At 73.8% G+C, this 23,953-nt stretch carries 24 protein-coding genes; 12 read left to right on the forward strand and 12 right to left on the reverse strand.

All coding sequences use genetic code 11. The features are described 5' to 3' along the window. Positions 1-41: 41 nt before the first annotated feature. Both K2224_RS11875 and K2224_RS11880 read left to right on the forward strand, forming a co-directional pair. Positions 42-521 (forward strand): sec-independent translocase, encoded by a 480-nt coding sequence (locus K2224_RS11875; RefSeq protein WP_221906529.1) that lies wholly within the window; start codon positions 42-44, stop codon positions 519-521. Between the two features lie 117 nt (positions 522-638). After that, complete coding sequence (locus K2224_RS11880) at positions 639-1,286, forward strand: hypothetical protein (RefSeq protein WP_221906530.1); 648 nt, start codon at positions 639-641, stop codon at positions 1,284-1,286. Between the two features lie 139 nt (positions 1,287-1,425). Here the strand turns inward: K2224_RS11880 and K2224_RS11885 are convergent, their stop codons facing one another. From K2224_RS11885 to K2224_RS11895, 3 genes are read right to left on the reverse strand one after another with little or no spacing between them, the layout of a single operon-like run. Then, positions 1,426-2,592, reverse strand: coding sequence for an Mrp/NBP35 family ATP-binding protein (locus K2224_RS11885; RefSeq protein WP_221906531.1), 1,167 nt, complete (start codon positions 2,590-2,592; stop codon positions 1,426-1,428). 42 nt (positions 2,593-2,634) lie between these two features. Beyond that, positions 2,635-3,243, reverse strand: a complete 609-nt coding sequence (locus K2224_RS11890) for a DUF1003 domain-containing protein (protein WP_221906532.1) — start codon at positions 3,241-3,243, stop codon at positions 2,635-2,637. Next, entirely contained in the window at positions 3,233-4,537 is a 1,305-nt protein-coding gene (locus K2224_RS11895) for a magnesium transporter MgtE N-terminal domain-containing protein (protein ID WP_221906533.1), read from the reverse strand. Before K2224_RS11895 ends, K2224_RS11890 begins: the two co-directional genes overlap by 11 nt. A 216-nt stretch (positions 4,538-4,753) precedes the next feature. On the opposite strand from K2224_RS11895, the gene K2224_RS11900 reads away from it, so the two are divergent. Continuing rightward, complete coding sequence (locus K2224_RS11900; protein WP_221906534.1) at positions 4,754-5,545, forward strand: hypothetical protein; 792 nt, start codon at positions 4,754-4,756, stop codon at positions 5,543-5,545. A gap of 29 nt (positions 5,546-5,574) precedes the next feature. On the opposite strand, the gene K2224_RS11905 is transcribed toward K2224_RS11900, so the two are convergent. Together K2224_RS11905 and K2224_RS11910 are read right to left on the reverse strand one after the other, a co-directional pair. Continuing rightward, entirely contained in the window at positions 5,575-6,117 is a 543-nt protein-coding gene (locus tag K2224_RS11905; RefSeq protein ID WP_221906535.1) for a hypothetical protein, read from the reverse strand. 88 nt (positions 6,118-6,205) lie between these two features. Next, entirely contained in the window at positions 6,206-7,333 is a 1,128-nt protein-coding gene (locus K2224_RS11910; RefSeq protein ID WP_221906536.1) for a magnesium and cobalt transport protein CorA, read from the reverse strand. Between the two features lie 512 nt (positions 7,334-7,845). On the opposite strand from K2224_RS11910, the gene K2224_RS11915 reads away from it, so the two are divergent. The 4 genes from K2224_RS11915 (at position 7,846) to K2224_RS11930 (ending at position 11,315) form a co-directional block, all read left to right on the forward strand. Beyond that, positions 7,846-8,481, forward strand: coding sequence for a suppressor of fused domain protein (locus K2224_RS11915; RefSeq protein ID WP_221906537.1), 636 nt, complete (start codon positions 7,846-7,848; stop codon positions 8,479-8,481). Positions 8,482-8,849: 368 nt separating this feature from the next. Next, positions 8,850-9,488 carry a DUF6758 family protein gene (locus tag K2224_RS11920; RefSeq protein ID WP_221906538.1) on the forward strand — a complete coding sequence of 213 codons (639 nt, stop codon included), beginning with the start codon at positions 8,850-8,852 and terminating at the stop codon, positions 9,486-9,488. Positions 9,489-9,672: 184 nt separating this feature from the next. Further along, positions 9,673-10,527, forward strand: coding sequence for a PHP domain-containing protein (locus K2224_RS11925; protein WP_221906539.1), 855 nt, complete (start codon positions 9,673-9,675; stop codon positions 10,525-10,527). A gap of 182 nt (positions 10,528-10,709) precedes the next feature. Beyond that, the gene (locus tag K2224_RS11930; protein ID WP_221906540.1) at positions 10,710-11,315 is read left to right on the forward strand and encodes a MarC family protein; all 606 of its coding nucleotides are present in this window, start codon (positions 10,710-10,712) and stop codon (positions 11,313-11,315) included. Positions 11,316-11,429: 114 nt separating this feature from the next. Here the strand turns inward: K2224_RS11930 and K2224_RS11935 are convergent, their stop codons facing one another. Continuing rightward, positions 11,430-11,585 carry a hypothetical protein gene (locus K2224_RS11935; RefSeq protein ID WP_221906541.1) on the reverse strand — a complete coding sequence of 52 codons (156 nt, stop codon included), beginning with the start codon at positions 11,583-11,585 and terminating at the stop codon, positions 11,430-11,432. 236 nt (positions 11,586-11,821) lie between these two features. Here K2224_RS11935 and K2224_RS11940 point away from each other — a divergent pair, with 236 nt between their 5' ends. Beyond that, positions 11,822-12,748: an NYN domain-containing protein gene (locus tag K2224_RS11940; RefSeq protein WP_221906542.1), complete on the forward strand. Its 927-nt coding sequence runs from the start codon at positions 11,822-11,824 to the stop codon at positions 12,746-12,748. Between the two features lie 42 nt (positions 12,749-12,790). On the opposite strand, the gene K2224_RS11945 is transcribed toward K2224_RS11940, so the two are convergent. Together K2224_RS11945 and K2224_RS11950 are read right to left on the reverse strand one after the other, a co-directional pair. After that, positions 12,791-13,657, reverse strand: coding sequence for an alpha/beta fold hydrolase (locus tag K2224_RS11945; RefSeq protein WP_221906543.1), 867 nt, complete (start codon positions 13,655-13,657; stop codon positions 12,791-12,793). Positions 13,658-13,810: 153 nt separating this feature from the next. After that, on the reverse strand, positions 13,811-16,111 hold the full coding sequence (locus K2224_RS11950; RefSeq protein ID WP_221906544.1) for a DEAD/DEAH box helicase: 2,301 nt from the start codon (positions 16,109-16,111) through the stop codon (positions 13,811-13,813). Positions 16,112-16,427: 316 nt separating this feature from the next. Between K2224_RS11950 and K2224_RS11955 the strand changes: the two genes are divergently transcribed. Then, positions 16,428-17,165 carry a ferritin-like fold-containing protein gene (locus tag K2224_RS11955; RefSeq protein ID WP_221906545.1) on the forward strand — a complete coding sequence of 246 codons (738 nt, stop codon included), beginning with the start codon at positions 16,428-16,430 and terminating at the stop codon, positions 17,163-17,165. A gap of 10 nt (positions 17,166-17,175) precedes the next feature. On the opposite strand, the gene K2224_RS11960 is transcribed toward K2224_RS11955, so the two are convergent. The 4 genes from K2224_RS11960 to K2224_RS11975 form a co-directional block, all read right to left on the reverse strand. Beyond that, on the reverse strand, positions 17,176-17,466 hold the full coding sequence (locus K2224_RS11960; RefSeq protein ID WP_221906546.1) for a hypothetical protein: 291 nt from the start codon (positions 17,464-17,466) through the stop codon (positions 17,176-17,178). A gap of 313 nt (positions 17,467-17,779) precedes the next feature. Beyond that, a complete protein-coding gene (locus K2224_RS11965) occupies positions 17,780-18,007 on the reverse strand; it encodes a DUF3107 domain-containing protein (protein ID WP_221906547.1) in 228 nt (75 codons plus the stop codon). A 139-nt stretch (positions 18,008-18,146) separates the two neighbouring features. Then, positions 18,147-18,788 carry a TetR/AcrR family transcriptional regulator gene (locus tag K2224_RS11970; RefSeq protein ID WP_221906548.1) on the reverse strand — a complete coding sequence of 214 codons (642 nt, stop codon included), beginning with the start codon at positions 18,786-18,788 and terminating at the stop codon, positions 18,147-18,149. 148 nt (positions 18,789-18,936) lie between these two features. Then, positions 18,937-19,161 (reverse strand): hypothetical protein, encoded by a 225-nt coding sequence (locus tag K2224_RS11975; RefSeq protein ID WP_221906549.1) that lies wholly within the window; start codon positions 19,159-19,161, stop codon positions 18,937-18,939. Positions 19,162-19,312: 151 nt separating this feature from the next. Between K2224_RS11975 and K2224_RS11980 the strand changes: the two genes are divergently transcribed. From K2224_RS11980 to K2224_RS11990, 3 genes are all read left to right on the forward strand, one after another. After that, positions 19,313-20,323 carry an alpha/beta fold hydrolase gene (locus K2224_RS11980; protein ID WP_221906550.1) on the forward strand — a complete coding sequence of 337 codons (1,011 nt, stop codon included), beginning with the start codon at positions 19,313-19,315 and terminating at the stop codon, positions 20,321-20,323. A 112-nt stretch (positions 20,324-20,435) separates the two neighbouring features. Continuing rightward, positions 20,436-21,794 (forward strand): DUF3152 domain-containing protein, encoded by a 1,359-nt coding sequence (locus K2224_RS11985; RefSeq protein WP_221906551.1) that lies wholly within the window; start codon positions 20,436-20,438, stop codon positions 21,792-21,794. A gap of 274 nt (positions 21,795-22,068) precedes the next feature. After that, positions 22,069-23,826 (forward strand): DUF3492 domain-containing protein, encoded by a 1,758-nt coding sequence (locus tag K2224_RS11990; RefSeq protein ID WP_221906552.1) that lies wholly within the window; start codon positions 22,069-22,071, stop codon positions 23,824-23,826. Positions 23,827-23,953 lie beyond the last annotated feature (127 nt).

Genomic DNA, 23,953 nt, shown 5'->3' on the forward strand with positions numbered 1-23,953 from the left:
AAAGGCCCCCGAAGGCCGCGGATACCCCAAGGAGCTGCACGGTGTTCTTCGACATAGGACCCCTGGAACTGGTTGCTCTCGTGGTCCTCGCGGTCCTCATCTTCGGGCCGGACAAGCTGCCCAAGGTCATCCAGGACGTTACGGGGTTCATCCGTAAGGTCCGGGCGTTCTCCGACAGCGCCAAGGAGGACATCCGCAGCGAGCTCGGTCCGGAGTTCAAGGACTTCGAGTTCGAGGACCTCAAGCCGCGGAACTTCGTCCGCAAGCACGTCCTGGAGAAGGACGAGTACGGCCTGCGGGATCTCGCCGAGATCCGCGAGGGCTTCGATCTGAAGAAGGAGATGGCCGAGGTCACCGAGGCGGTCCGGGAGACCACCGCGACCCGCCCCGCGTCCGCCGGCGGCCCCCTGAGCCTCTCCAAGGAAACCCCGGCCGCGTCGGCCGGCCGATCGGACATGCTCAGCAAGAGCACCGACCCGTCCCGGCGCGAGCCGCCGCCGTTCGACGCCGACGCGACCTGAGTATTTCGTATGCCCGGCTGTGTTGACCTCACTGGCTATGCTCCCGGTGTCCGGGGTGAGGTCGCCTGAGGGGGGCGGGCCGCCCACGACGCAGGGCAACGAGGAGGCTCCGCGCAGATGGAGACGACGAGTCGGGCAGTCACCCGTGAGGTGTCCGCCGATACCGGCCGGAAGGTCGACGGCTATCTGCTGGCCGCATTCCCGTGGTACGGCCTCGATGAGGCGTTCACCGGACCACGCTGGCTGATGCAGGTCGGCTCGGCCGCGGACGGCACCGTCGAGCACGGCGCGACCGGCCACGGCGTGGAGCCCACGATAAAGGTGGAGAGCCTGGAGGACGAGCGTTTCGCGGTGGTGGTGACGGTCGCCAGCCGGCCCGTGCGGCGCAGCGCGGACGGCACCGGCGTCCTGGAGGCCACCTCGGTCTCGACGGCGGCCTGGCTCGCCGGTTCCGGTCTCCTCACCCACACCTGGCCGACCCAGATGGACCGGACGCTGCGCCAGGACTGGCTGGACCAGCAGACCACGATCGCCTGGGAGCTGGCCGACGACCTCGGTGAGGAGACCTGGAGCGAGCTGATGCTCCCGGTGGACGGGGTGCCGACGCCGTTCTGCTACCGGGAGTCCGAGTACGGCTGGGTGCTCGCGGGATCGCCGAATCAGGACGGGCCGGAGGCGGTGCACCTGGGCGCCTACGGGCGGGGGATGAGTGCGTACGGCCTGGGCTTCTCGGTGATCAAGGACCTGAGCTTCTACGGAGGCTGAGCGCCGGCGCGAAGAGGGGGGCGCGTGCACGATTTCGTGCGCCCTGTAGTGCGGCGCGCGCGACGTGCGCGAAAGGGCGGACCTCAGCGGATCCGCCCTTCCCGATGCCGTACGGGCCGGAGGCCGGCCCGCGGGCGTCTCAGAACTTGTTGCGCGGGGTGATCCCCAGCGACATGCCCGCGAGCCCGCGCTGACGGCCGCCCAGCTTGCCCGCGATGGCGCGGATCGCGGAACCGGCGGGGGAGTCCGGGTCGGTCAGCACCACCGGCTTGCCCTCGTCGCCGCCCTCGCGCAGCCGGACGTCGATCGGGATGGCGCCGAGCACCGGGACCTGGGTGCCGGTGGTCTTCGTCAGGCCCTCGGCGACCCGCTGGCCGCCGCCGGTGCCGAAGACGTCGACCATCTCGTCGCAGTGCGGACAGGGCAGTCCGGACATGTTCTCGACCACGCCGACGATCTTCTGGTGGGTCTGCACGGCGATCGAACCGGCCCGCTCGGCGACCTCGGCGGCGGCCTGCTGCGGGGTGGTGACCACCAGGATCTCGGCGTTCGGCACCAGCTGGGCCACCGAGATGGCGATGTCGCCGGTGCCCGGGGGCAGGTCCAGCAGCAGGACGTCGAGGTCGCCCCAGTAGACGTCGGCGAGGAACTGCTGGAGGGCGCGGTGCAGCATCGGGCCGCGCCAGACCACCGGGGCGTTGCCCGGCGTGAACATGCCGATCGAGATGACCTTCACGCCGTTCGCCGACGGGGGCATGATCATGTTCTCGACCTGGGTGGGCCGGCCGTCCGCGCCGAGCATCCGCGGCACCGAGTGGCCGTAGATGTCCGCGTCGACCACGCCGACCTTGAGGCCGTCGGCGGCCATCGCGGCGGCGAGGTTGACCGTCACCGAGGACTTGCCGACGCCGCCCTTGCCGGAGGCCACGGCGTAGACCCGGGTCAGCGAGCCGGGCTTGGCGAACGGCACCTCGCGCTCGGCGGTGCCGCCGCGCAGCGACGCCGCCAGCTCCCGGCGCTGCTCGTCGCTCATCACGTCCAGCTCGACCGAGGCGCCGGTCACCCCGGGAACCCGCGCCACGGCCTCGCGGACGTTGTTGATGATCGTCTCGCGCATCGGGCAGCCGGAGACCGTGAGGTAGACCACGACCGCCACCGAGCCGTCCGCGGCGATCTCCACCGATTTGACCATCCCCAGTTCGGTGATGGGGCGGTGGATCTCGGGGTCGTTGACCGTCGCGAGCGCCTCGCGGATCGCGTCCTCGCTCGGCGCGGAGCCGTCGGGGTGGGGCTTGTCTGTTGCCATGACTCGATCGTACGGCGGTTGAGGCCGCCTCCGGAAAGGCCCTCAGCGGTCGCGTTCGTCACGCTCCGGGCGTTCGCCGTCGGGCGTCCGCAGCTCCAGTTCCCGCAGCAGATCTTCGAGTTCGGAGCGGATCCAGTCGCGGGTGGCGACCTCGCCCAGGCCCGTCCGCAGCGCCGCGATCTCCCGGGTCAGGTACTCGGTGTCGGCGATGGAGCGCTCGTTCTGCTTGCGGTCCTGCTCGTGGGTGATCCGGTCGCGGTTGTCCTGGCGGTTCTGCGCCAGCAGGATCAGCGGCGCCGCGTACGACGCCTGGAGCGAGAGCGCCAGGGTCAGGAAGATGAACGGGTAGTTGTCGAACCGCAGGTTGCCGGGCACCGTCACGTTCCAGCCGATCCACAGGATGATGGTGACCGTCATCCAGACGATGAAGCGGCCGGTCCCCAGGAAACGGGCGATCTTCTCCGACAGCCGTCCGAACGCCTCCGGGTCGTACTCCGGGAAGAACGTCCGGCGCGGCACCCTCGGCAGGTCCAGCCGCACCCGCGGCCGCGGCTCGGGGCCCCGGGACCGCTCGCCGGTGCCGCCGCGGCGCACCGCCGAGGCGCCGTGCGGCCGGCGCTCCCTGGGGCTCTCCCGGTCCTCAGTGCCCATCTGCGGCCTGCCCCTGCGCCCCGCCGGTGCCGCCGCCGGGCGTACGGCCGTGCAGCCCGGCCTCCCGCCAGTCGTCCGGCAGCAGATGGTCGAGCACGTCGTCCACGGTGACCGCGCCCAGCAGTGCCCCGCCCTCGTCCACCACCGGCGCCGCGACCATGTTGTACGCGGCGAGGTAGCCGGTCACCTCGGGCAGCGGGGTGTCCGGCCGCAGGGCCGGCAGATCGGTGTCCACGATGAAGCCGACGAGGGTGAACGGCGGGTCCCGCAGCAGCCGTTGGAAGTGCACCAGGCCCAGGTACTTGCCGGTCGGCGTCTCGTCCGGTGGCCGGCAGACGTACACCTGGGCGGCGAGTGCGGGGGAGAGGTCGGGGTCGCGCACCCGGGCCAGGGCGTCCGCGACGGTGGCGTCCGGGCGCAGCACGATCGGCTCGGTGGTCATCAGGCCCCCCGCCGTCCGCTCCTCGTAGGACATCAGCCGGCGGACGTCCGCCGCCTCCTCGGGGCGCATCAGGGTCAGCAGCCGCTCCTTCTCGTCCTCCGGCAGCTCGGAGAGCAGGTCGGCGGCGTCGTCCGGGTCCATCGCCTCCAGGACGTCGGCGGCCCGCTCGTCCTTCAGCTTGCCGATGATCTCGACCTGGTCGTCCTCCGGCAGCTCCTCCATGACGTCGGCCAGCCGGTCGTCGTCGAGCGCGGCGGCGACCTCGGCGCGGCGCTTGGGGGAGAGGTGGTGCAGCACACCGGCCAGGTCCGCCGGGCGCAGCTGCTCGAAGGTGGCCAGGAGGTTCTCCGCGCCCTGCCCGTGCTCCTCCAGGGAGAAGCCGGTCACGGCCGACCACTCGACCGTCAGCACCTCGCCCTTGCGGCGCAGCGGCCCGCCCTTCCCGCGCCGGACGAAGACCTTGTCGATCTCCCAGTCGCGGCGGGCCGGCAGCTGGGTGATGCCGACGTCGAGCACGGTGACCTGCTCGCCGGTCTCGACCAGCCGCACCCGCCGGTCCAGCAGCTCGCCGAAGACCAGCGTCTCCGACGCCCGCTGTTCGAAGCGGCGCATGTTGACCACGCCGGTGGTGACGATCTGGCCGGACTCCACGCCGGTCACCCGGGTCATCGGGACGAAGATCCGGCGCCGGCTGATCACCTCGACGACCAGTCCCAGCAGCCGCGGTGGGCGGTCGCCGACCCGGAGCAGCACGACCAGGTCCCGCAGCCGCCCGACCTGGTCGCCGTTGGGGTCGAACACGGCGATGCCGGAGAGGTGGGAGACGAAGATCCGGGGAGTGACCACCGCCATGGAAAGCGCCGCCCTTCTCCCTTTCAGTCCGGATTGCTCAACTATCGACCTGAAAGCACCGTATTGATCCGGGTTCAGACTAACCCGTCGGGGTGGGCCGCGGCCCGGCGGGAACGGCCGTATGGTGGCCGCCCGGCATCCGGTCTCCGGCCCCCGGTGCCGCGGGTACGCTGCCGTGAGCTGTCGAGATCACCCGCATCAGGAGGCAGAGCCGACGTGAGCGCCATCCCCCCGGACCCCGCCCGCCGCCCCCCGGCCGGAACCCGCCGTACGGGGCGGGCGGGGCTGGTGGCGGCGGTGTGCGCGGCCCTGGCCGCGACCGTGGCGGGCTGCGCGGAGGACCCGGACGCCGGCACCAACGGCGTGGGCAAGCTGCCCGCCCCGCAGATCGCGGCCAAGGCGCGGGCCGCCGCCACCGGGGCCGACACCGTCCGGCTCGCCGGCAAGCTCGTCAGCCAGGGCGCGACCTACGCACTCGACATGCGGCTGGCCAAGGACGGCGCCCGGGGCCAGCTGACCACCAATGCCGCCTCGTTCCAGCTGCTGCGGGTCGGCAGCGCGCTCTATCTGAAGGCGGACGCGGCCTTCTGGGCCGGGGAGAAGGGCGTCGCCGGCTCCGGCAGCGCCACCAAGCTCGGCGGCAAGTACGTCAAGGTGCCCGCAGCCGACCCCGTCTACCAGCGCTTCAGCGGCTTCACCGACAAGGACACCCTGCTCGCCGGACTGCTCGGCCTGCACGGCGAGCTGACGACCGGCGACCACGGGACGGTCAACGGAGTCCGCACCGTCCAGGTCACCGCCGGCTCCGGCTCCGGCGGCACCCTCGACGTCTCCCTGGAGGGCACCCCGTATCCGCTGCGGCTGCGGCGCGGGGGCGGCACGGGGGAGCTGACGCTCGCCGACTGGGGCAAGAGCGTGGACCTCAAGGCCCCCGACCAGGGCCAGGTCGTCGACTACGGCCAGAAGATCACGCGCAGCGGCACGGGCGGTGGCGGCAGCGGCGGCTGACCGGCGCGGGCCGGGCCGCGCGGGCCGCGTCAGCCCTTGCGGCCCCGGCGCAGCAGCTTCGGCAGCGCGGCCGGCACCGGCCGGCGGGTGAGCGCCGGCGAGGGCAGCGGCGGCGCGGCGTGCGAAACGTCCGGCATCAGGCCGGGGCGCTGCTCCGCCCCGCCGGCCGGCGCCAACCGCAGCACGCGGCACTCCCGGGCCCAGCGCTCGGTGAGGTTGTCCGCGTCCGGGGCGTTGAGCCGCTTGCCCTTCAGCTCCTCGACGGCGGCCTGCCACTCCTCGCCGCCGGGCGGGAGTTCGCGGACCTCGGCCGGCCAGGCGACGAGCCGGCCGCCCTTGTCCTTGCTGCGTACGGTGACCGTCGCGGTGCCGCCGTCGACGAGTCCCAGCTCGGCCAGCGGCTGCTCGCCGGCGCCCCCGCCGACCAGGCAGGCCGCCCCGTCGTGCCAGACGTGCCACAGCGCCCGGGCCGGGCCGGTCGTGCCCCGCACCCAGATCAGACCGGACTTCTTCGTGGCCTCTTCGACGAGTGCCCGATCCAGCAGGCCCTGCGACACGGTCTCCTCCGTCATGGGCCTCAGCCTAATCGGCCCGACCACGGGCGCCGGGCGCGCCCGCACGCTGAGACGGGCCCCCGGCCGGAGCGACCGCCGACCGCCCCTACAGCCAGCCGTTCCGCTTGAAACCGCGGTGGATTCCGAAGCAGATGGTGACCGTGACCAGCATCATCGCCGGATAGCCGTACTTCCAGTGCAGCTCCGGCATGTACGTGAAGTTCATGCCGTAGATGCCGGCGATCATCGTCGGGACGGCGAAGATCGCCGCCCAGGCGGTGATCTTGCGCATGTCCTCGTTCTGTGCGACGGCGGCCTGTGCGAGGTTGGCCTGGAGGATGGAGTTCAGCAGGTCGTCGAAGGACAGCACCTGTTCGTTGACCCGCGCCAAGTGGTCGGCGACGTCCCGGAAGTACTTCTGGATGTCGCTGTCCACCAGCCGCATCGGGCGCTCGCTCAGCAGCTGCATCGGCCGCAGCAGCGGGGACACCGCGCGCTTGAACTCCAGTACCTCGCGCTTGAGTTGGTAGATCCGCCCGGCGTCGCCACCCTTCGCGGCCCCCTTGGTGCCGGTGCCCTTGCCGTTGGTGCCGGAGCTGAAGACGTCGATCTCCACCTCGTCGATGTCGTCCTGGACCGCGCCGGCCACCGCGATGTAGCCGTCGACGACCTGGTCGGCGATGGCGTGCAGCACCGCGGACGGGCCCTTGGCCAGCCGCTCCCGGTCCTCCTGGAGGCGGTGCCGCAGGGCGCGCAGCGAGCCCTGGCCGCCGTGCCGGACCGTCACGATGAAGTTCGGGCCCGTGAAGCACATCACCTCGCCGGTCTCCACCACTTCGCTGGTCGAGGTCAGCTCGGCGTGCTCCACGTAGTGCACGGTCTTGAAGACGGTGAACAGGGTGTCGTCGTACCGCTCCAGCTTGGGGCGCTGATGGGCGTGGACGGCGTCCTCCACGGCCAGCGGGTGCAGCCCGAACTCCTGGGCGATGCCGGCGAATTCGGCCTCGTTCGGCTCGTGCAGGCCGATCCAGACGAAGCCGCCCTCGTCCCGCACGTCGGCGATCGCCTCGGCCGGGGAGGGGTGCCCGTGCACCCGCCGGCCGTCGCGGTAGACGCCGCAGTCCACGATGGCGCTGTTGGCGCAGGCCGGGCCGCCGGATTCGGTGTGGTAGGGGGAGTCGTCACGGCGCCGGGCGGGACGGACGGCGGCACGCAGGTCGCGGATCATCGACATGGCAGGCTCCTTCGGGCCGGCCGTCAGCGGCGGCGCGCGGGCGCAACGCGGCCCGGAACGAGGACGTGCGCGGCGGGTGCTGCAGGCCGTACGTCCACAAAGCGGGCGGCGCTCGGTGCGGGGGCTGCTGACGGCAGTTCGCTGACATCACGGAAAGAAGAGTCGAAGGCGCTCTTCCGTCATCTGCGTCCGGAGCAAAAGAACTTCACGGTTTCGCCGCGGTGCGGCTGGGTACGGAAGCTCTCGGATCAGTAGGTTCGCGGTGCGAACGGGATGACGGGAGAACTGTCGGTACTGCACGGTCGACTCGGATCCACCGCAGCCCCACCTCCTCCGGCCGGTCCCCGCTGGGGGACGTTCGTCATTCCCTGACCAGACGGCAAGGCTATCAGCCGCCCGAACCGCCGGGGCTCCCCTTTGCCGGTTCGATACGAAGCGCACACCGGGGCGCCGACCGCGCGCACTTCCGGGGCGCAGGCGGACGGGCCCGACGCGGCACCTATGCTCGGCCCATGTCTGACGTTCTTGAGCTGGTCGAGGCCCGGTTGCGCACGGCGCTGGGCGAGCCCGACGCGCGAGCCGCCGTCACCTTCCTCGGCACCGACCGCATCGAGGTGCTGCGCTTCGTCGACGGCGATGTGCTCCGCTACGTCACCCTCGGGATGTCCGCCCAGCCCATGGCCGACCCCACCGCGGTGGTCGCCGACCCGCTCCGCGGCCCGCGGGCCGAACTGCTGCTCTCCGTACGGGCCGGTCGCGCGGATACCGACAAGGTGCTCCGCCCGCTCGCCGTCCTCGCCGCGTCGCCGCAGGTGGAGGGCGTGATCGTGGCGCCCGGGGCGTCGCTGGACGTGGGCGGGCCGCTGTGGCCGGGGGCGCCGTTCACCTCGGTGCTGGTGGCGGCGTCGGGCGGCCTCGTCGAGGACCTGGACCTGGGGGAGGCGGTGCCGCGCGGCGGCTCGATGAGGGGCGGTGGCCGGGCGACGGGCGGGACCGCGGACCCGGTGCGGTTCCTGCCGCTGCTGCCGATGACGCCGAACGAGGCCGCCTGGAAGCGGGTGCACGGCGCCGAGGCGCTGCAGGCGCGCTGGCTGGAGCGGGGCACCGATCTGCGCGATCCGGTGCGCGGGGGCGTGGCGCTGGACTGACCGGACGGCGCGGCACGGCTCGGCCCTTGCACTCCGCCCGCCGGCCAGGAGGACGGGGCGTCAGATTCCTTGCGGATTCTTTGCAGATCCCCTGCGCTGCTCGGGAGTTGGTGAAGGCCGGGCCCCGTTCTCGGTCGAGTGCCGGTGTGCCGACTCCTCGGCGCGGGGTCGGCGTCCGGCGGTGCCCGGCGGAGGCGTTCCGACCCTCACCCGAGGGCATATGGGTGTGCGCTGCAACTAGTTTTTTCGGGGGCATTCGGCGCGATGCCGGGAATCGGCCAAGTGTGCGGCCGGGTACGTGATTAGGGGCACACCGGTCGAGTGATCGTCCTTGACGGGACGGCGGCCACGGAGGACCGTTGGTCCTTATGAGGGGCGAACCCAGTTGCCCAAAGTGCGGAGGCCGGGTGCGGGCGCCCGGTCTCTTTTCCGATACCTGGCAGTGCGCCGCTCACGGCACCGTGCACCCGCTCCAGCCCGTCGTCCCGCCGAGCGTCGAGGCGCTGGGCGTCGTGGTGCACCGCGCGCAGGTGCCGGTCTGGATGCCCTGGCCGCTGCCGGTCGGCTGGCTGTTCACCGGCGTGGCCTGCGCAGGTGACGACCGCGGCGGCGGCCGGGCGACCGCCGTCGCCTGCTCCGGCCCCGGCCCCCTCGGCGGCCCCGGTGAGCTGCTGCTGGTCGCCGAGGAACTGGGCGTCGGGCTCGGTGCCCGCTATGCCGGTATCGACGGCCCCGACCCCGGCCCGCACCTCCGCGTCGACCGGCCGCCCAACGCCAAGGTGTTGGCCGCCGGCCGTCCGACCCCCATGTGGCAGGTGCATGGCGCCCCGGCCGATCGTGCGGTCTTCGCCGGTGAGGCCCGCGGGCTGTGGCTGTGGGCGATCGCCTGGCCCGAGCAGTCCGGGCTGCTGATGTACGACGAGCTGGTGCTGACCGACCTGCGGGAGGCCGGCGCCGAGGTGGACCTGCTGCCCTGCGGGGCGCTCTCGCCGAGGATCCTCAGCTGAGGAGGGCGGTGCGGCCGCGCTTCCCAGGGCTCGGGACGGCGTCCGGCGGGCGCATGTTCGGGCGCCCGGTATCCTTCCTGTAGTCCGTGGAAGTGCCCTGTAGTCCTTACGGTGCCCCGCGGTGCGGTGCCGCCCCGCCGGGGCCGCCGCCGTGTCCGTCCCGCAGCAGTCTGGAGTCCGTGCCGTGCGTATCGATCTGCACACCCACTCCACGGCATCCGACGGCACGGACACCCCCACCGAGCTGGTGCGCAACGCCGCCGCTGCCGGGCTGGACGTCGTCGCGCTGACCGACCACGACACCGTCGGCGGCCACGCCGAGGCGCGGGCCGCGCTGCCCGAGGGGCTGACGCTGGTCACCGGCGCCGAGCTGTCCTGCCGGCTCGACGGTGTCAGCCTGCACATGCTGGCCTACCTCTTCGATCCCGACGAGCCGGAGCTCGCCCGCGAGCGGGAGCTGGTCCGGGACGACCGGGTGCCGCGCGCCCGGGCGATGGTCGGCAAGCTGCGCGAGCTGGGTGTTCCGATCACCTGGGAGCAGGTGGCGCGGATCGCCGGCGACGGCGCCGTGGGGCGGCCGCACCTCGCCACCGCCATGGTCGAGCTGGGCGTGATCGGCTCGGTCTCCGACGCGTTCACCACCGAGTGGCTGGCCAACGACGGCCGGGCCTACGCGGAGAAACACGAGCTCGATCCGTTCGACGCGATCCGGCTGGTCAAGGCGGCCGGCGGGGTCGCGGTCTTCGCCCACCCGCTCGCCGTCAAGCGCGGCACCTGCGTCCCGGAGAGCGCGATAGCCGAGCTGGCCGCGGCCGGCCTCGACGGCATCGAGGTCGACCACATGGACCACGACGCCGCGACCCGCACCCGGCTGCGCGGGCTCGCCGCCGACCTCGGGCTGCTGACCACTGGCTCCAGCGACTACCACGGCAGCCGCAAGACCTGTCGCCTCGGCGACTGCACCACCGACCCCGAGATCTACGGGGAGATCACCCGCCGGGCCACCGGCGCCTTCCCCGTCCCCGGCGCGGGCGGCTGAGCCCGAGGCACCGGCCGCGCGGCCGCCCGCCGTACTGCGCGCTCCCGTGAACGGGGCGCGCCCCGGCACGCCTTCCCCCTTCTCCCCCTTCCCCCTTCTCCTCCCACGGGCCGGCCCGGCCGTGCCGCGTCCGGTCCCGTGCGCTTTCCCCCCTTCGTCCGTACCACCGCAAGGCCAGCACTGTGTTCGACGTCGCCGTCTTCAGTACCCTCTTTGTCACTCTTTTCGTGATCATGGACCCCCCGGGCATCACCCCGATCTTCCTCGCCCTGACCTCCGGCCGGCCGGCCAAGGTGCAGCGCCGGATGGCCTGGCAGGCCGCCACCGTCGCGTTCTGCGTGATCGCCGTCTTCGGCCTCTTCGGCAAGCAGATCCTGGGGCGTCTGCACATCTCCACGCCCGCGCTGATGATCGCCGGCGGGCTGCTGCTCCTGCTGGTGGCGCTGGACCTGCTGACCGGCAAGTCCGAGGAGCCGACCCAGACCAAGGACGTCAATGTGGCCCTGGTGCCGCTGGGCATGCCGCTGCTGGCCGGGCCGGGCGCCATCGTCTCGGTGATCCTCGCGGTGCAGCACGCGCAGGACGTCGCGTCCCAGGTCGCGGTGTGGTCGGCGATCGCGGCGATCCATGTGGTGCTCTACCTGGTGATGCGGTTCTCGCTGGTGATCATCCGCGTGATCAAGGACGGCGGGGTGGTCCTGGTGACCCGGCTGGCCGGGATGATGCTCTCCGCGCTCGCCGTGCAGCAGATCATCAACGGTGTGACGCAGGTGATCCAGAGCAGCTGAGCGGCTCCCGGCACGACAACGCCCCCGTACGGCCGTTCCGTACGGGGGCGTTCGCGCGTCGTGCTACGTCGTCTTCGTCACGTCGTCGTCCGGGCGCGGTCGGTGGTGTCGCTATCAGCTGACGGCAGCGGCGTCGGCCGGGCGGATGTAGATGCGCTGCCCTATGGCGGCGGCCTGCTGCACGATCTGGTTGACGGAGGCGGCGTCCACGACGGTGCTGTCCACGGCGGTGCCGTCGACATCGTCCAGGCGCATGATCTCGAAGCGCATAAGGGCTTCTCCCTTCGTCTGATCCTCCTGAGGAGAACTTCTTTGACAGGGATCCGCCCGGCTTCGTTGCCGGGCGTTCCGTAGGGCACAACGAGCCTACAGCTGAAATGATTCCCTACGCTAAGGAAATTTTTGCATGGTCTAAGCAATACCGGTGCGCGGACGCCCTCGGAACCGGTGCGAGAAACCCTTCTGCTTGTGCCGGCCGCACGCCCGCCGGAACAATGGACCCCGCAATGAACGACCTCCCGCCCCCGGGCACCACCGACCTCGCGGCGCTCGCCGCCGGCATCGAGCGCACCAACGAGCTGCTCACCAGGGTCCTGGCGGAGGTCGCCACCACGCCCTCCACCCACGCCGTCTTCGCCGACGCCGGATACGTCTACGCCGCCACCGGGCGGCTGGTCGCCGGCACGGAGGACCGCAGGGCGTTCGAGCTGGACGCCGAGGCACTCATCGAGGCGTTCATCGACAAGGCGCGGACGATCTTCCCGGACAGCCGGCTGCTGCGGGTCTACTGGTACGACGGCGCCCGCCGCCGGATCCACACCCAGGAGCAGCAGCGGATCGCCGAGCTTCCCGACGTCAAGGTCCGGCTCGGCAACCTCAACGCCCACAACCAGCAGAAGGGCGTCGACTCGCTGATCCGCACCGACCTGGAGTCGCTGGCCCGGCACCGGGCGATCACCGACGCCGTCCTGATCGGCGGCGACGAGGACCTGGTCTCCGCCGTGGAGGCGGCCCAGGGCTACGGCGCCCGGGTCCACCTGTGGGGCATCGAGGCCCCCGCCGGCCGCAACCAGGCCGAGCCGCTGATGTGGGAGGTGGACAGCGCGCGCACCTTCGACCTGGACTTCTGCAAGCCGTACGTCACCCGGCGGGCGGCCGGCGAGGGGGCCGAGCCCGGCAGCGGGGAGGGGCCGGTGCCGACCCGCGAGGAGGTCCGCTTCGTGGGGGCGCGGATCGCCGGCCAGTGGCTGTCGGAGCGCGGCCCGGCCTGGGTGGCCGATCTGCTGCCCGGCCACCCGTATCTGCCCGGCGGCGTCGACCAGGAGCTGCTCACCGCCGCGGAGGCGCTGCTGCGGCACTCGCTGCGCGGCCACGCCGATCTGCGCCGGGTGCTGCGCGACGGCTTCTGGGACCACATCCAGGGGCGCTTCTAGCCGGCGCCGCCGCCCGGCCCTCCGGGCGGCCGCGGGCCCGGGTCAGCCGACGTCGCTCCAGAAGCCGGCCAGGGCCTCGGCGGTCTTGTGCGGGCGCTCGGCGTTGGGGGAGTGCCCGGCGCCCTCGACGACCGTGCGCCGGGCCGACAGCCGGCGGGCCATCGCGTCCATCAGCGGCAGCGGCCAGGCGTAGTCGACCGTCCCGGAGACGACGTGGACCGGCAGGCCGGTGCCTGCCAGCTCGGCGACCCGGTCCGGCTCCGCCAGCATCTGCCCCCCGGTGGCGATCAGTTGCTCGGGGACGGTGTTCAGCCAGCGCTGCCGCAGGAACCCGGCGATCTCCGGGGACACCGCGTCGTCCGCCGCCTCCGGGGGATCCAGCGTCCGCATCGCCTCCCACACCCGCGCCATGCTCATCGTGCCGAGCGCGTCGATCAGCATCCGCACCCGGTGCTGCTGGGACGGGTCGAGGGCGGCCGGCCCGGAGCTGAGCGCGGTCAGCGAACGGAACGGCGCCGGATCGCGCAGCACCGCGGCCCGGGTGACCAGCCCGCCGAGGGAGTGCCCCAGCAGGTGCAGCGGACCGTCGCCCGGCTCCACCAGGGCCCGCGCCTGGGCCAGTACGTCCAGCGCCAACTCCGGCTGTGCGTAAGCCCGTTGGTCGCGCGGGCCGGGGGTCTCGTGCTGTCCGCGGCCGTCCACCGCGACCGCCCGGAACCCGGCCGCGGCGAGCGGCGCCAGCAGGGCGATGAAGTCCTCCTTGCTGCCGGTGAAGCCGGGGACGAGGAGGGCGGTGCCGATCGGGGCGCCGTCGGGCCGGGCGTCGTGCACGGCGAACCCGCCGCGCTCGGTGTCGAGCCGGTACGCACGGGCGCACGGCGGCAGTAGGAGGGTGGGCGGCCTGCTCATGGGGCGAGGCTATCGGGACGGCCGGGGAATTCCCTTACGGGAGGGCCTACGTGGGCCGGGGGCGGGAGGGAGGGCCCGGAACGCCGGCGACCCGGCGCCCGCACGAGGCGGGGCCGGGTCGTCGACTGCCGTCGGGCCGGACCGGATGCCGGTTCAGCTCCCGGTCGGTGCCTCGGCAACGACGGGCGCGACCTCAGCCGCTCCGGTGGAGCCGGTGCCTGCACCGGGCTTCTTGGCGACGCGCTTGCGGGTGCGCTTGGGCTTCTCCGCGGCGTCCGCCGCCTCCGCGGGGGCGGCCTCGGCGGCCTTGGCGGCGGCCGTCTTCCGCGTCCGCTTCGGCTTGGCGGGAGCCTCGGGGGCCTCCCCGTCGGCGGCCTCGGCCTTGGCGGCCTTGGTGGCAGCGGTCTTGGCGGCGGTGGTCTTGGCTGCTGCCGCCTTACGGGTCCGCTTGGGCTTCGCCGGGGCGGCGTCCGCGCCCTCGGCGGTCGCCACGGCGGCCTCCGCCGCGGGCTCGGCCGGGGTGTCGGCCGCGGGCTTGGCGGCGGCCGCCTTACGGGTCCGGGTGCGCTTCGGCTTGGCCGGCGCCTCGGTGCCCTCGGCCGTCGCCACGGCGGCCTCGGCCGCGGGCGCGGCCTCGGTCACGTCCGCGGCCACGGTCTCCACGGCTTCCACGGCGTCCGTCGCGGCCTGGGCGGCGCTACGGGTGCGGCGCCGGCGGGGCTTGGCGGCCGGGGCCTCGGCGGCCTCGGCGTCCGGACCGGCCGCGGGGGCCGGCACCGTTGCGGCCTCGGCGACCGCCTCGGCCACCGCGGCCTCACCGGCGGCCGTGGCCACCGCGCTCCGGGTGCGGCGCCGGCGCCGGGGGGTCCGCGGCGCGGTGGCGGCCTCGGTGCCCTCGGCCGCCTCCACCGCCGCTTCCGGCGCGTCCGCGCCGGCCTGCGCCTCCACCGGGGAGCCGCCCCGCGTCCGGCGCCGCTGGCGCGGCGTCCGGGTCCGCCGGGACTCCTCCCGGGACTCCTGCTCGGGCCGGCCCGAGCGCCGGCCGCGACCGCGGCCACCGGTCTCGCCGAGGTCCTCGACCTCCTCGGCGGCCAGCCCCGCGCGGGTCCGCTCGGCGCGCGGCAGCACGCCCTTGGTGCCCTCGGGGATGTGGAGCTGCTCGTAGAGGTGCGGCGAGGTGGAGTAGGTCTCCTCCGGCTCGTCGAACGGCAGCTCCAGCGCCTTGTTGATCAGCTTCCAGCGCGGGATGTCGTCCCAGTCGACGAGGGTGACCGCGGTGCCCTTGGCGCCCGCCCGGCCGGTGCGGCCGATGCGGTGCAGATAGGTCTTCTCGTCCTCGGGCGACTGGTAGTTGATGACGTGCGTGACGCCCTCGACGTCGATACCGCGGGCGGCGACGTCGGTGCAGACCAGGACGTCGACCTTGCCGTTGCGGAAGGCGCGCAGTGCCTGCTCGCGGGCGCCCTGGCCGAGGTCGCCGTGGACCGCGCCGGCCGCGAAACCGCGCCGGGTCAGCTGGTCGGAGATGTCGGCGGCGGTCCGCTTGGTCCGGCAGAACACCATCGCCAGCGCGCGGCCCTCCGCCTGGAGGATGCGGGCCACCATCTCCGGCTTGTCCATGGAGTGCGCACGGTAGACGTGCTGGGTGATGTTGGCGACCGTCGCGCCCTGGTCGTCCGGGGCGGTGGCGCGGATGTGCGTCGGCTGCGACATGTAGCGGCGGGCCAGCGAGATGACCTGGCCGGGCATGGTCGCCGAGAACAGCATGGTCTGGCGCTTGGCCGGCAACAGCTGGATGATCTTCTCGACGTCGGGCAGGAAGCCCAGGTCGAGCATCTCGTCGGCCTCGTCCAGGACGAGGGTGCGCACCCGGGCCAGGCTGAGCTTCTTCTGGCCCGCGAGGTCGAGCAGCCGGCCGGGCGTGCCGACGACCACGTCGACGCCCTTCTTCAGCGCCTCGACCTGCGGCTCGTAGGCCCGGCCGCCGTAGATCGCCAGGACCCGGACGTTGCGCACCTTGCCGGCGGTCAGCAGGTCGTTGGTGACCTGCTGGCACAGCTCACGGGTGGGCACGACCACGAGGGCCTGCGGCGCCTCGGTCAGCTGCTCGGGCGTGGCCCGGCCGGCCTCGACGTCGGCGGGTACGGTGACCCGCTCCAGCAGCGGCAGGCCGAAGCCGAGCGTCTTGCCGGTGCCGGTCTTGGCCTGGCCGATGACGTCGTTGCCGGAGAGGGCGACGGGGAGCGTCAGCTCCTGGATGGGAAAGGGGTGGACGATGCCGACGGCTTCCAGGGCCTCGGCGGTCTCGGGGAAAATCCCGAGCTCTCGGAACGTCGTAGACAGAATCTTGCCTCTTCTGTGAGACGCGGTGGGAGGCGGCGAAGGGGGTCGTACCGCGCCTTCGTACGGGTTCGTACGGCGCCGGCCTGACGGGCCGGACGGGCGCGGGACCACTGCCGTCGCTCAGGCACTCCCGCCGCGAGCGGTGTCCCTCCTGCTGTGCGTATGTCTCGTACGCGCCGCGGGGGAGGGCGGTCGGTTGGAGCCGATCGGGCCACCGACCGGGCATCCGCTTTCGTGGAACGACCCACCGATACTCGGCGGGTCCTTTAGCACTGTACCCCGGATGTCGCGTGCGAATCCGAAGGCGTGTATGAGTGAGGAATTCATCACGGCGCGCCGCACCGCTCCCGGCGATCACACCGACGGGTGAGCGGGCCGTGGCTGACCAGGGCCTTCCGTGGCCCCTCGGGCGGGCTATTGTGCGGTCATGGAGACGCCTGACAACGCCGCTGCCGACGCCCAGGAACACACCGGAATCGCCGCCCAGGACTGGGATCGGGCATCCGCCGACCCGCAGTACCGGGCCGCTGTGATCGATCTGCTCGGCGCCCTCGCGTACGGCGAGCTGTCCGCCTTCGAGCGGCTGGCGGAGGACGCCAAGCTCGCCCCCACCATGGACGACAAGGCCGAACTGGCCAAAATGGCCTCGGCCGAATTCCACCACTTCGAGCGGCTGCGGGACCGGCTCGCCGAGATCGAGGCGGAGCCCAACGAGGCGATGGAGCCGTTCGCCGCGGCGCTGGACGAGTTCCACCGCCAGACCGCGCCGTCGGACTGGCTGGAGGGCCTGGTCAAGGCGTACGTCGGCGACTCGATCGCCAGTGACTTCTACCGCGAGGTCGCGGTCCGGCTGGACTCCGACACCCGCGACCTGGTGCTCGCGGTGCTGGACGACACCGGCCACGCCACCTTCGCGGTGGAGAAGGTCCGGGCGGCCATCGAGGCCGAGCCGCGGGTCGGCGGACGGCTGGCGCTGTGGGCCCGCCGGCTGATGGGCGAGGCGCTCTCGCAGGCCCAGCGGGTGGTCGCGGACCGCGACGCGCTCTCCACGATGCTGGTCGGCGGGCTGGCCGACGGCTTCGACCTGGCCGAGGTCGGCCGGATGTTCTCCCGGATCACCGAGGCGCACACCAAGCGGATGGCGGCGCTGGGCCTGGCGGCCTGACGCCGGACGGTCAGGCCGTCCGGTGGCCCTTCAGCGGGGCGGCCGGGCGGCGGACGCGGCGGCGCGGCGGGCGGACCAGCACCGAGAGCAGGGCGGCGCTCACGGCGAACGCGGCGACCATCACCTGGACCGGATGGCCGGGACCCAGGATCGAGCGGGTCAGCAGCGCGCCGAGCAGCGCCGCGACCGGGCCCGTGGCCAGCGTCAGGGTGTGGTCGGGGAACCGCTCGGGCAGCCGGCGCCGTGCGGACAGGGCGATGGCGAATCCGACGATCACGGCGCCGAGCGCTTCCCAGATCATGCTGTTCCCTCCCGCGTGACGAGGCCGATCAAACAAACAAATCGGTCGTAGGCGGTCGTACCCAGGGGCCGCCGGCAGCAACCCTCCGGCGGGGCCCGCTTGTCCGGTCAGCGTGCGCCCTCGCCCGGCCGCCGGGCAAGGGAATTCGGACGACGGAATTCCGTTGCCCCGCCGGAACCGGCGCCGGGGCTCCGGCCTCCGGGCTCTGACGAGGCAGACGACGCAACACAACAGGGCGGCGGCCCGGGGGAAGTTCCCGGGGCCGCCGCCCTGTGTCGATCTCGGTGCCGGCGCCGATGCGCCGACGGGCCGCTCAGGTCGCGCCGAAGCCGACCCGGCGGATGCTCGGCTCGCCGATCTCCACGTAGGCCAGCCGGTCCGCCGCGACGAGGATCTTGCGACCGTGCTCGTCCACGAGGCTCAGCAGCTCCGCCTTGCCGGTCAGCGCCTCGCTCACCGCGCGCTCGACCTCCTCGGCGGACTGCCCGCTCTCCAGAACGATCTCGCGGGGCGTGTGCTGCACGCCGATCTTGACCTCCACGGCTTCTGTCCCTCCGATGATCCGGGTCCCCCAGCGTCGGCTGGGGGAGGGTGCGCGGCCAGGCGCGCGGTACGCAGCAAACATTAGCCCGGTACGGGGACGGACAGGACGTCACCGACCACGCCAGCAGCGAACACGCTCAGTGTGTGTCGCTGCCGTGCAGGGGGAATCCTGCGATGCCCTTCCAGGCGAGCGAGGTCAGCAGCTGCACCGCGGTGTCCCGCGGCACCTCGCTCTCCGAGGACAGCCAGTACCGCGCCACCACCTGGGAGACCCCGCCCAGGCCCACGGCCAGCAGCATCGACTCGTCGCGCGAGAGCCCGGTGTCCTCGGCGATCACCGCGCTTATCGCCTCGGCGCACTCCAGCGACACCTTGTCCACCCGCTCGCGGACGGCCGGCTCGTTGGTCAGGTCCGACTCGAAGACCAGCCGGAAGGCGCCGCCCGGGTCCTCCACGTAGGCGAAGTAGGCGTCCATGGTGGCCGCGACCCGCTGCTTGTTGTCGGTGGTCGACTCCAGCGCCGTGCGCACCGAATGCAGCAGCGCCTCGCAGTGCTGGTCGAGCAGGGCGAGGTAGAGCTCCAGCTTGCCGGGGAAGTGCTGATAGAGCACCGGCTTGCTGACGCCCGCCCGCTCGGCGATGTCGTCCATCGCGGCCGCGTGGTAGCCCTGCGCGACGAAGACCTCCTGGGCCGCGCCCAGGAGCTGGTTGCGCCTGGCTCGGCGTGGCAGGCGTGTGCCCCGCGGGCGCGCCGCCTCGGTCTGCTCGATGGCGCTCACGCTGCCTCCCAGTGATCGTTCCGTTCGCGGGCCGTACAGGATGGTGCACCGCGGCCGTCATCGTACTTTTGGGTAACGGGGCTGTGCGCGGTCCGCGGCGAGAAATTCTGCCCCGCACCGCTTGCCGAAGCCGACATAACGTCCCAGGTCATCGGTATTCGTCTTCGTTGAGCTCGACGACCCGGGCCTGTTCGGCGCGGTCCGCCTCATTGGCCGAGAAGTCGCCGCCGGTCATCGTGTCGTCGCGCTGCGGCGCGAGGTCGGCGTGCTGCTCGGCGGCGTCGGCCTCCGGCGCTTCCACGTCGAACGGGCCGGCGGCCGGGGCTTCGGCTGCTTCCTCGAAGGTGTCGGGGTCTGTCGGGTCGACGCGCATGATGGCTCCCTTTCCGATGCTTTCCGGGGCCGTGGCCCGCCGTGGGCGGCCGCCCTAGCTACGAGCCTAGGAGAGCGGTTGCGGCAGCGCGATGCGGTGTGTGACCGCGAACACACAATCGGGGGCGTGATCGTCTCGTAACATCGACAGCATGTCTTCGACCGAGCCGCCGGACACTGCGACCGCCGCCGCTCTCCCGGTGCCGCCGGCCGGACCCGGCGCCGCGGACTCCGTGGACGAGGTGGTCGACTGGGTGTCGCTGGGCTCGCCGCCGCGGCTGACGATGGCGGTCCGCAGCCCCGCCGCGGAACCGGCCGGCGGCCCCGGGAGGGACCGCGAACCGGCGCTCTACGTCCACGGTCTGGGCGGCTCGTCCCGCAACTGGTCGGCACTGATGCCGCTGCTCGCCGACCGGCTGGCCGGCGAGGCGGTCGACCTCCCCGGCTTCGGCGAGTCGCCGCCGCCCGACGACGGCAACTACTCGGTCTCCGCACAGGCCCGCGCGGTCATCCGGCACCTCGACGCGGCCGGCCGCGGCCCCGTCCACCTCCTCGGCAATTCCATGGGCGGCGCGACCGCCACCCGGGTCGCCGCGCTGCGCCCGGACCTGGTCCGCACCCTCACCCTGATCTCGCCCGCGCTGCCCGAACTCCGCCCGCAGCGGACGGCGGTGCCCACCGCGCTGCTCGCGGTCCCCGGCGTGGCCCGGCTGTTCGGCCGGCTCACCCGCGACTGGACGCCCGAGCAGCGCACCCGCGAGGTGCTGGCGCTCTGCTACGGCGACCCGGCCCGGGTCACCCCCAAGGGCTTCGAGTCCGCCGTGGAGGAGTACGCCCGACGGCTCGAACTCCCGTATTTCTGGGAGGTGATGGAGCGTTCGGCGCGCGGCGTGGTGGGCGCCTACACCCTCGGCGGCCAGCACGGTCTGTGGCGTCAGGCCGAACGCGTCCTGGCGCCCACGCTTCTCGTCTACGGTGGACGCGACCGCCTGGTCTCCGTCCGGATGGCACGGCGGGCGGCCGCGGCGTTCCGCGGCTCGCGGCTGCTGACACTTCCGGAGGCGGGGCACGTGGCGATGATGGAGTATCCCGAGGCAGTGGCCCGGGCCGTCCGTGACCTGGTCGGCTCCGTCGCGGCCCGGCCGGCCGGGGCCGGGAGCTGACGGCCCCGTGGGACGACACAGCCGCCGGGGCGGGCCGCAGCGCCCGGCCCCCGAAGCAGCCGGGGCCACCGGAAGCACGCCGCGGACCCCGGGGACGGGGCGCCGCCGCCGGATGACCGGGCCCGCCGGGACCGCCGTCCCGGAGGGCGGCGGAGCGGTCCGCGGCGGCCATCCCGAACAGCACGAGCCGGGCGGCGCCTGGGGCGCGGTCCCGCCGTCGGGCGAGCCCTCGGCGCCCGCGCCGAGGGTCCCCCGCCCCAGGGCCGCCGAGCCCGGTGCACCCGCTTCCGGCGGCACGCCGCCCTTCGGCACCCCGACCGGTGCTCCGGCCGCCGGTACGCCCGCGTTCGGTACGCCCGCGTCCGGCGTGCCGATGGTCTCGCCGGCGGACGACCCGGGGCCGCGCCGGGAGTATCTGGAGGCGTTCGACGGGAACTTCGACGGGAACGGGCCCGGCGCCGGGGCGGACCGGTCGGCCCCGCGGGGCGCTGCCGCTTCCCCGGCAGGCTTCCCGGACGACGGCGCCGCGGGTCTCCTCGACGGTGCCTCCGGAGGGGCCTTCGCAACCCGTCGGCCCGCGGGCGGGGCCGACGGGTTCCCGGCCGACGTCGAGGAAGGGGCCGGTGACCGCGAGGCGGCCGGGCCCGGGGCGCGGGGCGCCCGCAAGGGGCACCGGGCGCGGACCCTCACGGGTGCGGCGGCCGCGGCGGTGACCACCGCCCTCGCCGTCGTCATCGCGGGCCAGGTCGCCGACCAGCACCGGGCCGACGGCGGACCGCAGGCCCGCAGCGGCGACGACCGGACCGACGGCGGCACCGACCAGGCGTCGCGCTCGCAGACGCGGAGCGGCCAGGACGCCAAGCCCGCCGACTACGCCACGCAGATGGCCGAAGTCTTCCCGCTCGACCCGCAGTTGACCGCCAGCGGCCGCTTCCGGCCCGTCGGCGGCGACGCCGAGGCGCCCGGCCACGGCAAGGTGCTGCGCTATCGGGTGGACGTCGAGGAGGGACTGCCGCTGGACGGCGCGCTGTTCGCCGAGGCGGTCCACAAGACCCTCAACGACGACCGGAGTTGGGCGCACGGCGGGCAGCGGACCTTCCAGCGGGTGGGCTCCGGCGCCGCGGACTTCGTCATCTCGCTGGCCAGCCCCGGGACCACCGCCAAGTGGTGCGCCAAGTCCGGCCTGGACACCACCGAGGACAACGTCTCCTGCGACTCGGCGGCCACCCAGCGCGTGATGATCAACGCCTACCGGTGGGCGCAGGGGGCCAGGACCTACGGCCCCGACAAGATGCTGGCCTACCGACAGATGCTGATCAACCACGAGGTCGGGCACCGGCTCGGCCACAACCACGAGGTCTGCTCGCGCCAGGGCGCACTGGCGCCGGTGATGATGCAGCAGACCAAGTTCCTCACCACGGACGGCGTCACCTGCCGGCCCAACTCCTGGCCCTATCCGACCGGGCACTGAGCCGGGGCGGCGCGGCGCCCGGCGCCGATCCGCAGGTCGCGCCGGGTGAGCGGGCCCTGAGGGCCGCCGCCGGGCGGCCGGACCACCCCCGCCCAACGGCCCCATAGCGCGTCGAAACGCCCCGAGGGGTGGAAAGTCGCGCGTGTTCACCCCTTCCGGTGGCGCGATGGACAACCGTCCATCGCGCGACCTGCCCCTTTGCGTAGCTTCTTCCTGCAGGTGGCGGGGGTCGTGCCGCGCCAGGACGCCGATATGGGAGGACGGGGGTGCCGTCGTGCGCATTGGACTGCTCACCGAGGGTGGCTATCCCTACGCGTCCGGTGAGACGCACGGCTGGTGCGACCGCCTCGTACGCGGGCTCGCCGGCCACGACTTCGCGCTCCACGCCCTGACCACCGACCCCCGCCAGGACGCCCGCGGCCCCGTGGCGCTGCCGGTCAACGCCCGGCTGGCGGGCCGGGCGCCGCTGTGGGGCGAGGCCCCGGGGGCGCTTCGGCGGGCCGGCGGCCGCCGGGCCCGGCGGCGCTTCGCCGAGCACTTCGGCGAGCTGGTCGCGGCCTGCGCGACGCTGCCGGCCGGGGAGCGCGCGGCCGCCGCCGAGGCCACCGCGGACGGACAGGCGGACCGTTTCGCCAGTGGTCTCTACGGGCTCGCCGACCTCGCCCGCGACGGCGCCCCGCTGCCCGCCCTGCTCCGCTCCGAGGAGGCCGTCCGCGCCCTGGAGGCGGTCTGCCACGGCCCCGGCGCGCCGTCCGCCGTCCGCGGCGCGCAGGTCGCCGACCTGTTGGCGGCCGCCGCGGAGCTGGAACCGGCGCTGCGTCCGCTGTCCCTGGACTGGTACGGCGACGCCGGGCTCGCCGGGGTCGACCTCTGCCACGCCGTCGCGGCCGGCACCGCCGCCCTCCCGGGGCTGCTGGCCAAACGCTTCTTCGGTATCCCGCTGCTGGTCACCGAGCACGACGTGCGACTGCGCGAGCGCTATCTCGCCCATCCCGCCGTGCCGCGCCCCGCGCCCGTCCGCGCCCTGCTCGCCGCCTTCCACCGCGCCCTGGCCGCCGAGACCTACGCCCGGGCCGCGCTGATCACCGCCGGCGGTGCCCGGGCCCGCCGCTGGCAGGAGCGCTGCGGCGCGGACCCGGCCCGGTTGCGCACGGTCCACCCGGGCATGGACGCGGGCCCCTTCGAGGCGGTCCCGGACGCCGCGCCGGACGACTCCGTGACCCTGGTGTGGACCGGCGCCATCGCCCCGGACAAGGACCTCGTCGGGCTGCTGCACGCCTTCGCCGCCCTGCGCAGGGACGTCCCCGCCGCCACCCTCCGGATCGTCGGCGGCCCCGGCGACGACCCGGAGGCCGCCGCCTACCACGCCCAGTGCCGGGCGCTGGCCGCCCAGCTCTTCCCCGACGAGGCCGCCGACACCCGAACCGCCGGGGAGAACCCGGTCAGCTTCGAGGAGATCGGCGGCCCGGCCGCGCCCAGCGCGGCGGACGTCCTCGCCTCCGCGGCGGTGGTGGTGCTCTCCAGCGCGGTGGAGGGGTTCCCGCGCTCCCTGGTGGAGGCGATGTTCTGCGGCCGCGCCACGGTCTCCACCGACACCGGCGCGGTCTGCGAGGTGATCGGCGGCACCGGCCTGGTGGTCCCGCCGCGCAACCCGCGCGCGCTGGCCGACGCCTGCCGGGCGCTGCTCACCGACCCCGAGCGGCGCGCCCGGTTGGGCGCCGCGGCCCGCGCCCGGGCCCTCGAACTCTTCACCGTCGAGCAGAACATCGCGGCATTTCGTGGCATCTACCTGGAGCTGATCGCGCAGACGCCGGACGCGCCGGCCGGGCGCGGCGGCATGGCGGCCGGGGGCGGGGGCCCGCGGCTCTTCGCCCGGCCCGCCGAGCGCCGGGTGTCCGGCGGGCCGGTCCCGGCCGGCGCCGGCCGCACCCCCAGCTGGGCCCGCGCCGAACGGGCGGACGGGCCGGCCGATCGGGACCGGCGCACACGGTACGGGGCGGCCGACGAAACGGCCGCCGGGCAGGTGCGGTGAGGGTGAGGGAGACGACAGTGGTGACTGCCGTGCTGGACGTGCTCTGTGCCATGGGTGTGGTGGGCGCGGCCCTGGTGACGGGGATGGCGGATGTGGCACACGAGGGGAGTTGGGCCAGGGGGTGGAC

Source organism: Streptomyces sp. BHT-5-2, from assembly GCF_019774615.1.
Taxonomy (GTDB): Bacteria; Actinomycetota; Actinomycetes; order Streptomycetales; family Streptomycetaceae; genus Streptomyces.

Coding starts and splice junctions, on each gene's coding strand:
- K2224_RS11880 (WP_221906530.1), top strand. CDS start 639: ATGGAGACGACGAGTCGGGCAGTCACCCGTGAGGTGTCCGCCGATACC.
- K2224_RS11885 (WP_221906531.1), bottom strand. CDS start 2,592: ATGGCAACAGACAAGCCCCACCCCGACGGCTCCGCGCCGAGCGAGGAC.
- K2224_RS11890 (WP_221906532.1), bottom strand. CDS start 3,243: ATGGGCACTGAGGACCGGGAGAGCCCCAGGGAGCGCCGGCCGCACGGC.
- K2224_RS11895 (WP_221906533.1), bottom strand. CDS start 4,537: ATGGCGGTGGTCACTCCCCGGATCTTCGTCTCCCACCTCTCCGGCATC.
- K2224_RS11905 (WP_221906535.1), bottom strand. CDS start 6,117: ATGACGGAGGAGACCGTGTCGCAGGGCCTGCTGGATCGGGCACTCGTC.
- K2224_RS11910 (WP_221906536.1), bottom strand. CDS start 7,333: ATGTCGATGATCCGCGACCTGCGTGCCGCCGTCCGTCCCGCCCGGCGC.
- K2224_RS11915 (WP_221906537.1), top strand. CDS start 7,846: ATGTCTGACGTTCTTGAGCTGGTCGAGGCCCGGTTGCGCACGGCGCTG.
- K2224_RS11920 (WP_221906538.1), top strand. CDS start 8,850: ATGAGGGGCGAACCCAGTTGCCCAAAGTGCGGAGGCCGGGTGCGGGCG.
- K2224_RS11935 (WP_221906541.1), bottom strand. CDS start 11,585: ATGCGCTTCGAGATCATGCGCCTGGACGATGTCGACGGCACCGCCGTG.
- K2224_RS11940 (WP_221906542.1), top strand. CDS start 11,822: ATGAACGACCTCCCGCCCCCGGGCACCACCGACCTCGCGGCGCTCGCC.
- K2224_RS11945 (WP_221906543.1), bottom strand. CDS start 13,657: ATGAGCAGGCCGCCCACCCTCCTACTGCCGCCGTGCGCCCGTGCGTAC.
- K2224_RS11955 (WP_221906545.1), top strand. CDS start 16,428: ATGGAGACGCCTGACAACGCCGCTGCCGACGCCCAGGAACACACCGGA.
- K2224_RS11960 (WP_221906546.1), bottom strand. CDS start 17,466: ATGATCTGGGAAGCGCTCGGCGCCGTGATCGTCGGATTCGCCATCGCC.
- K2224_RS11975 (WP_221906549.1), bottom strand. CDS start 19,161: ATGCGCGTCGACCCGACAGACCCCGACACCTTCGAGGAAGCAGCCGAA.
- K2224_RS11980 (WP_221906550.1), top strand. CDS start 19,313: ATGTCTTCGACCGAGCCGCCGGACACTGCGACCGCCGCCGCTCTCCCG.
- K2224_RS11985 (WP_221906551.1), top strand. CDS start 20,436: ATGACCGGGCCCGCCGGGACCGCCGTCCCGGAGGGCGGCGGAGCGGTC.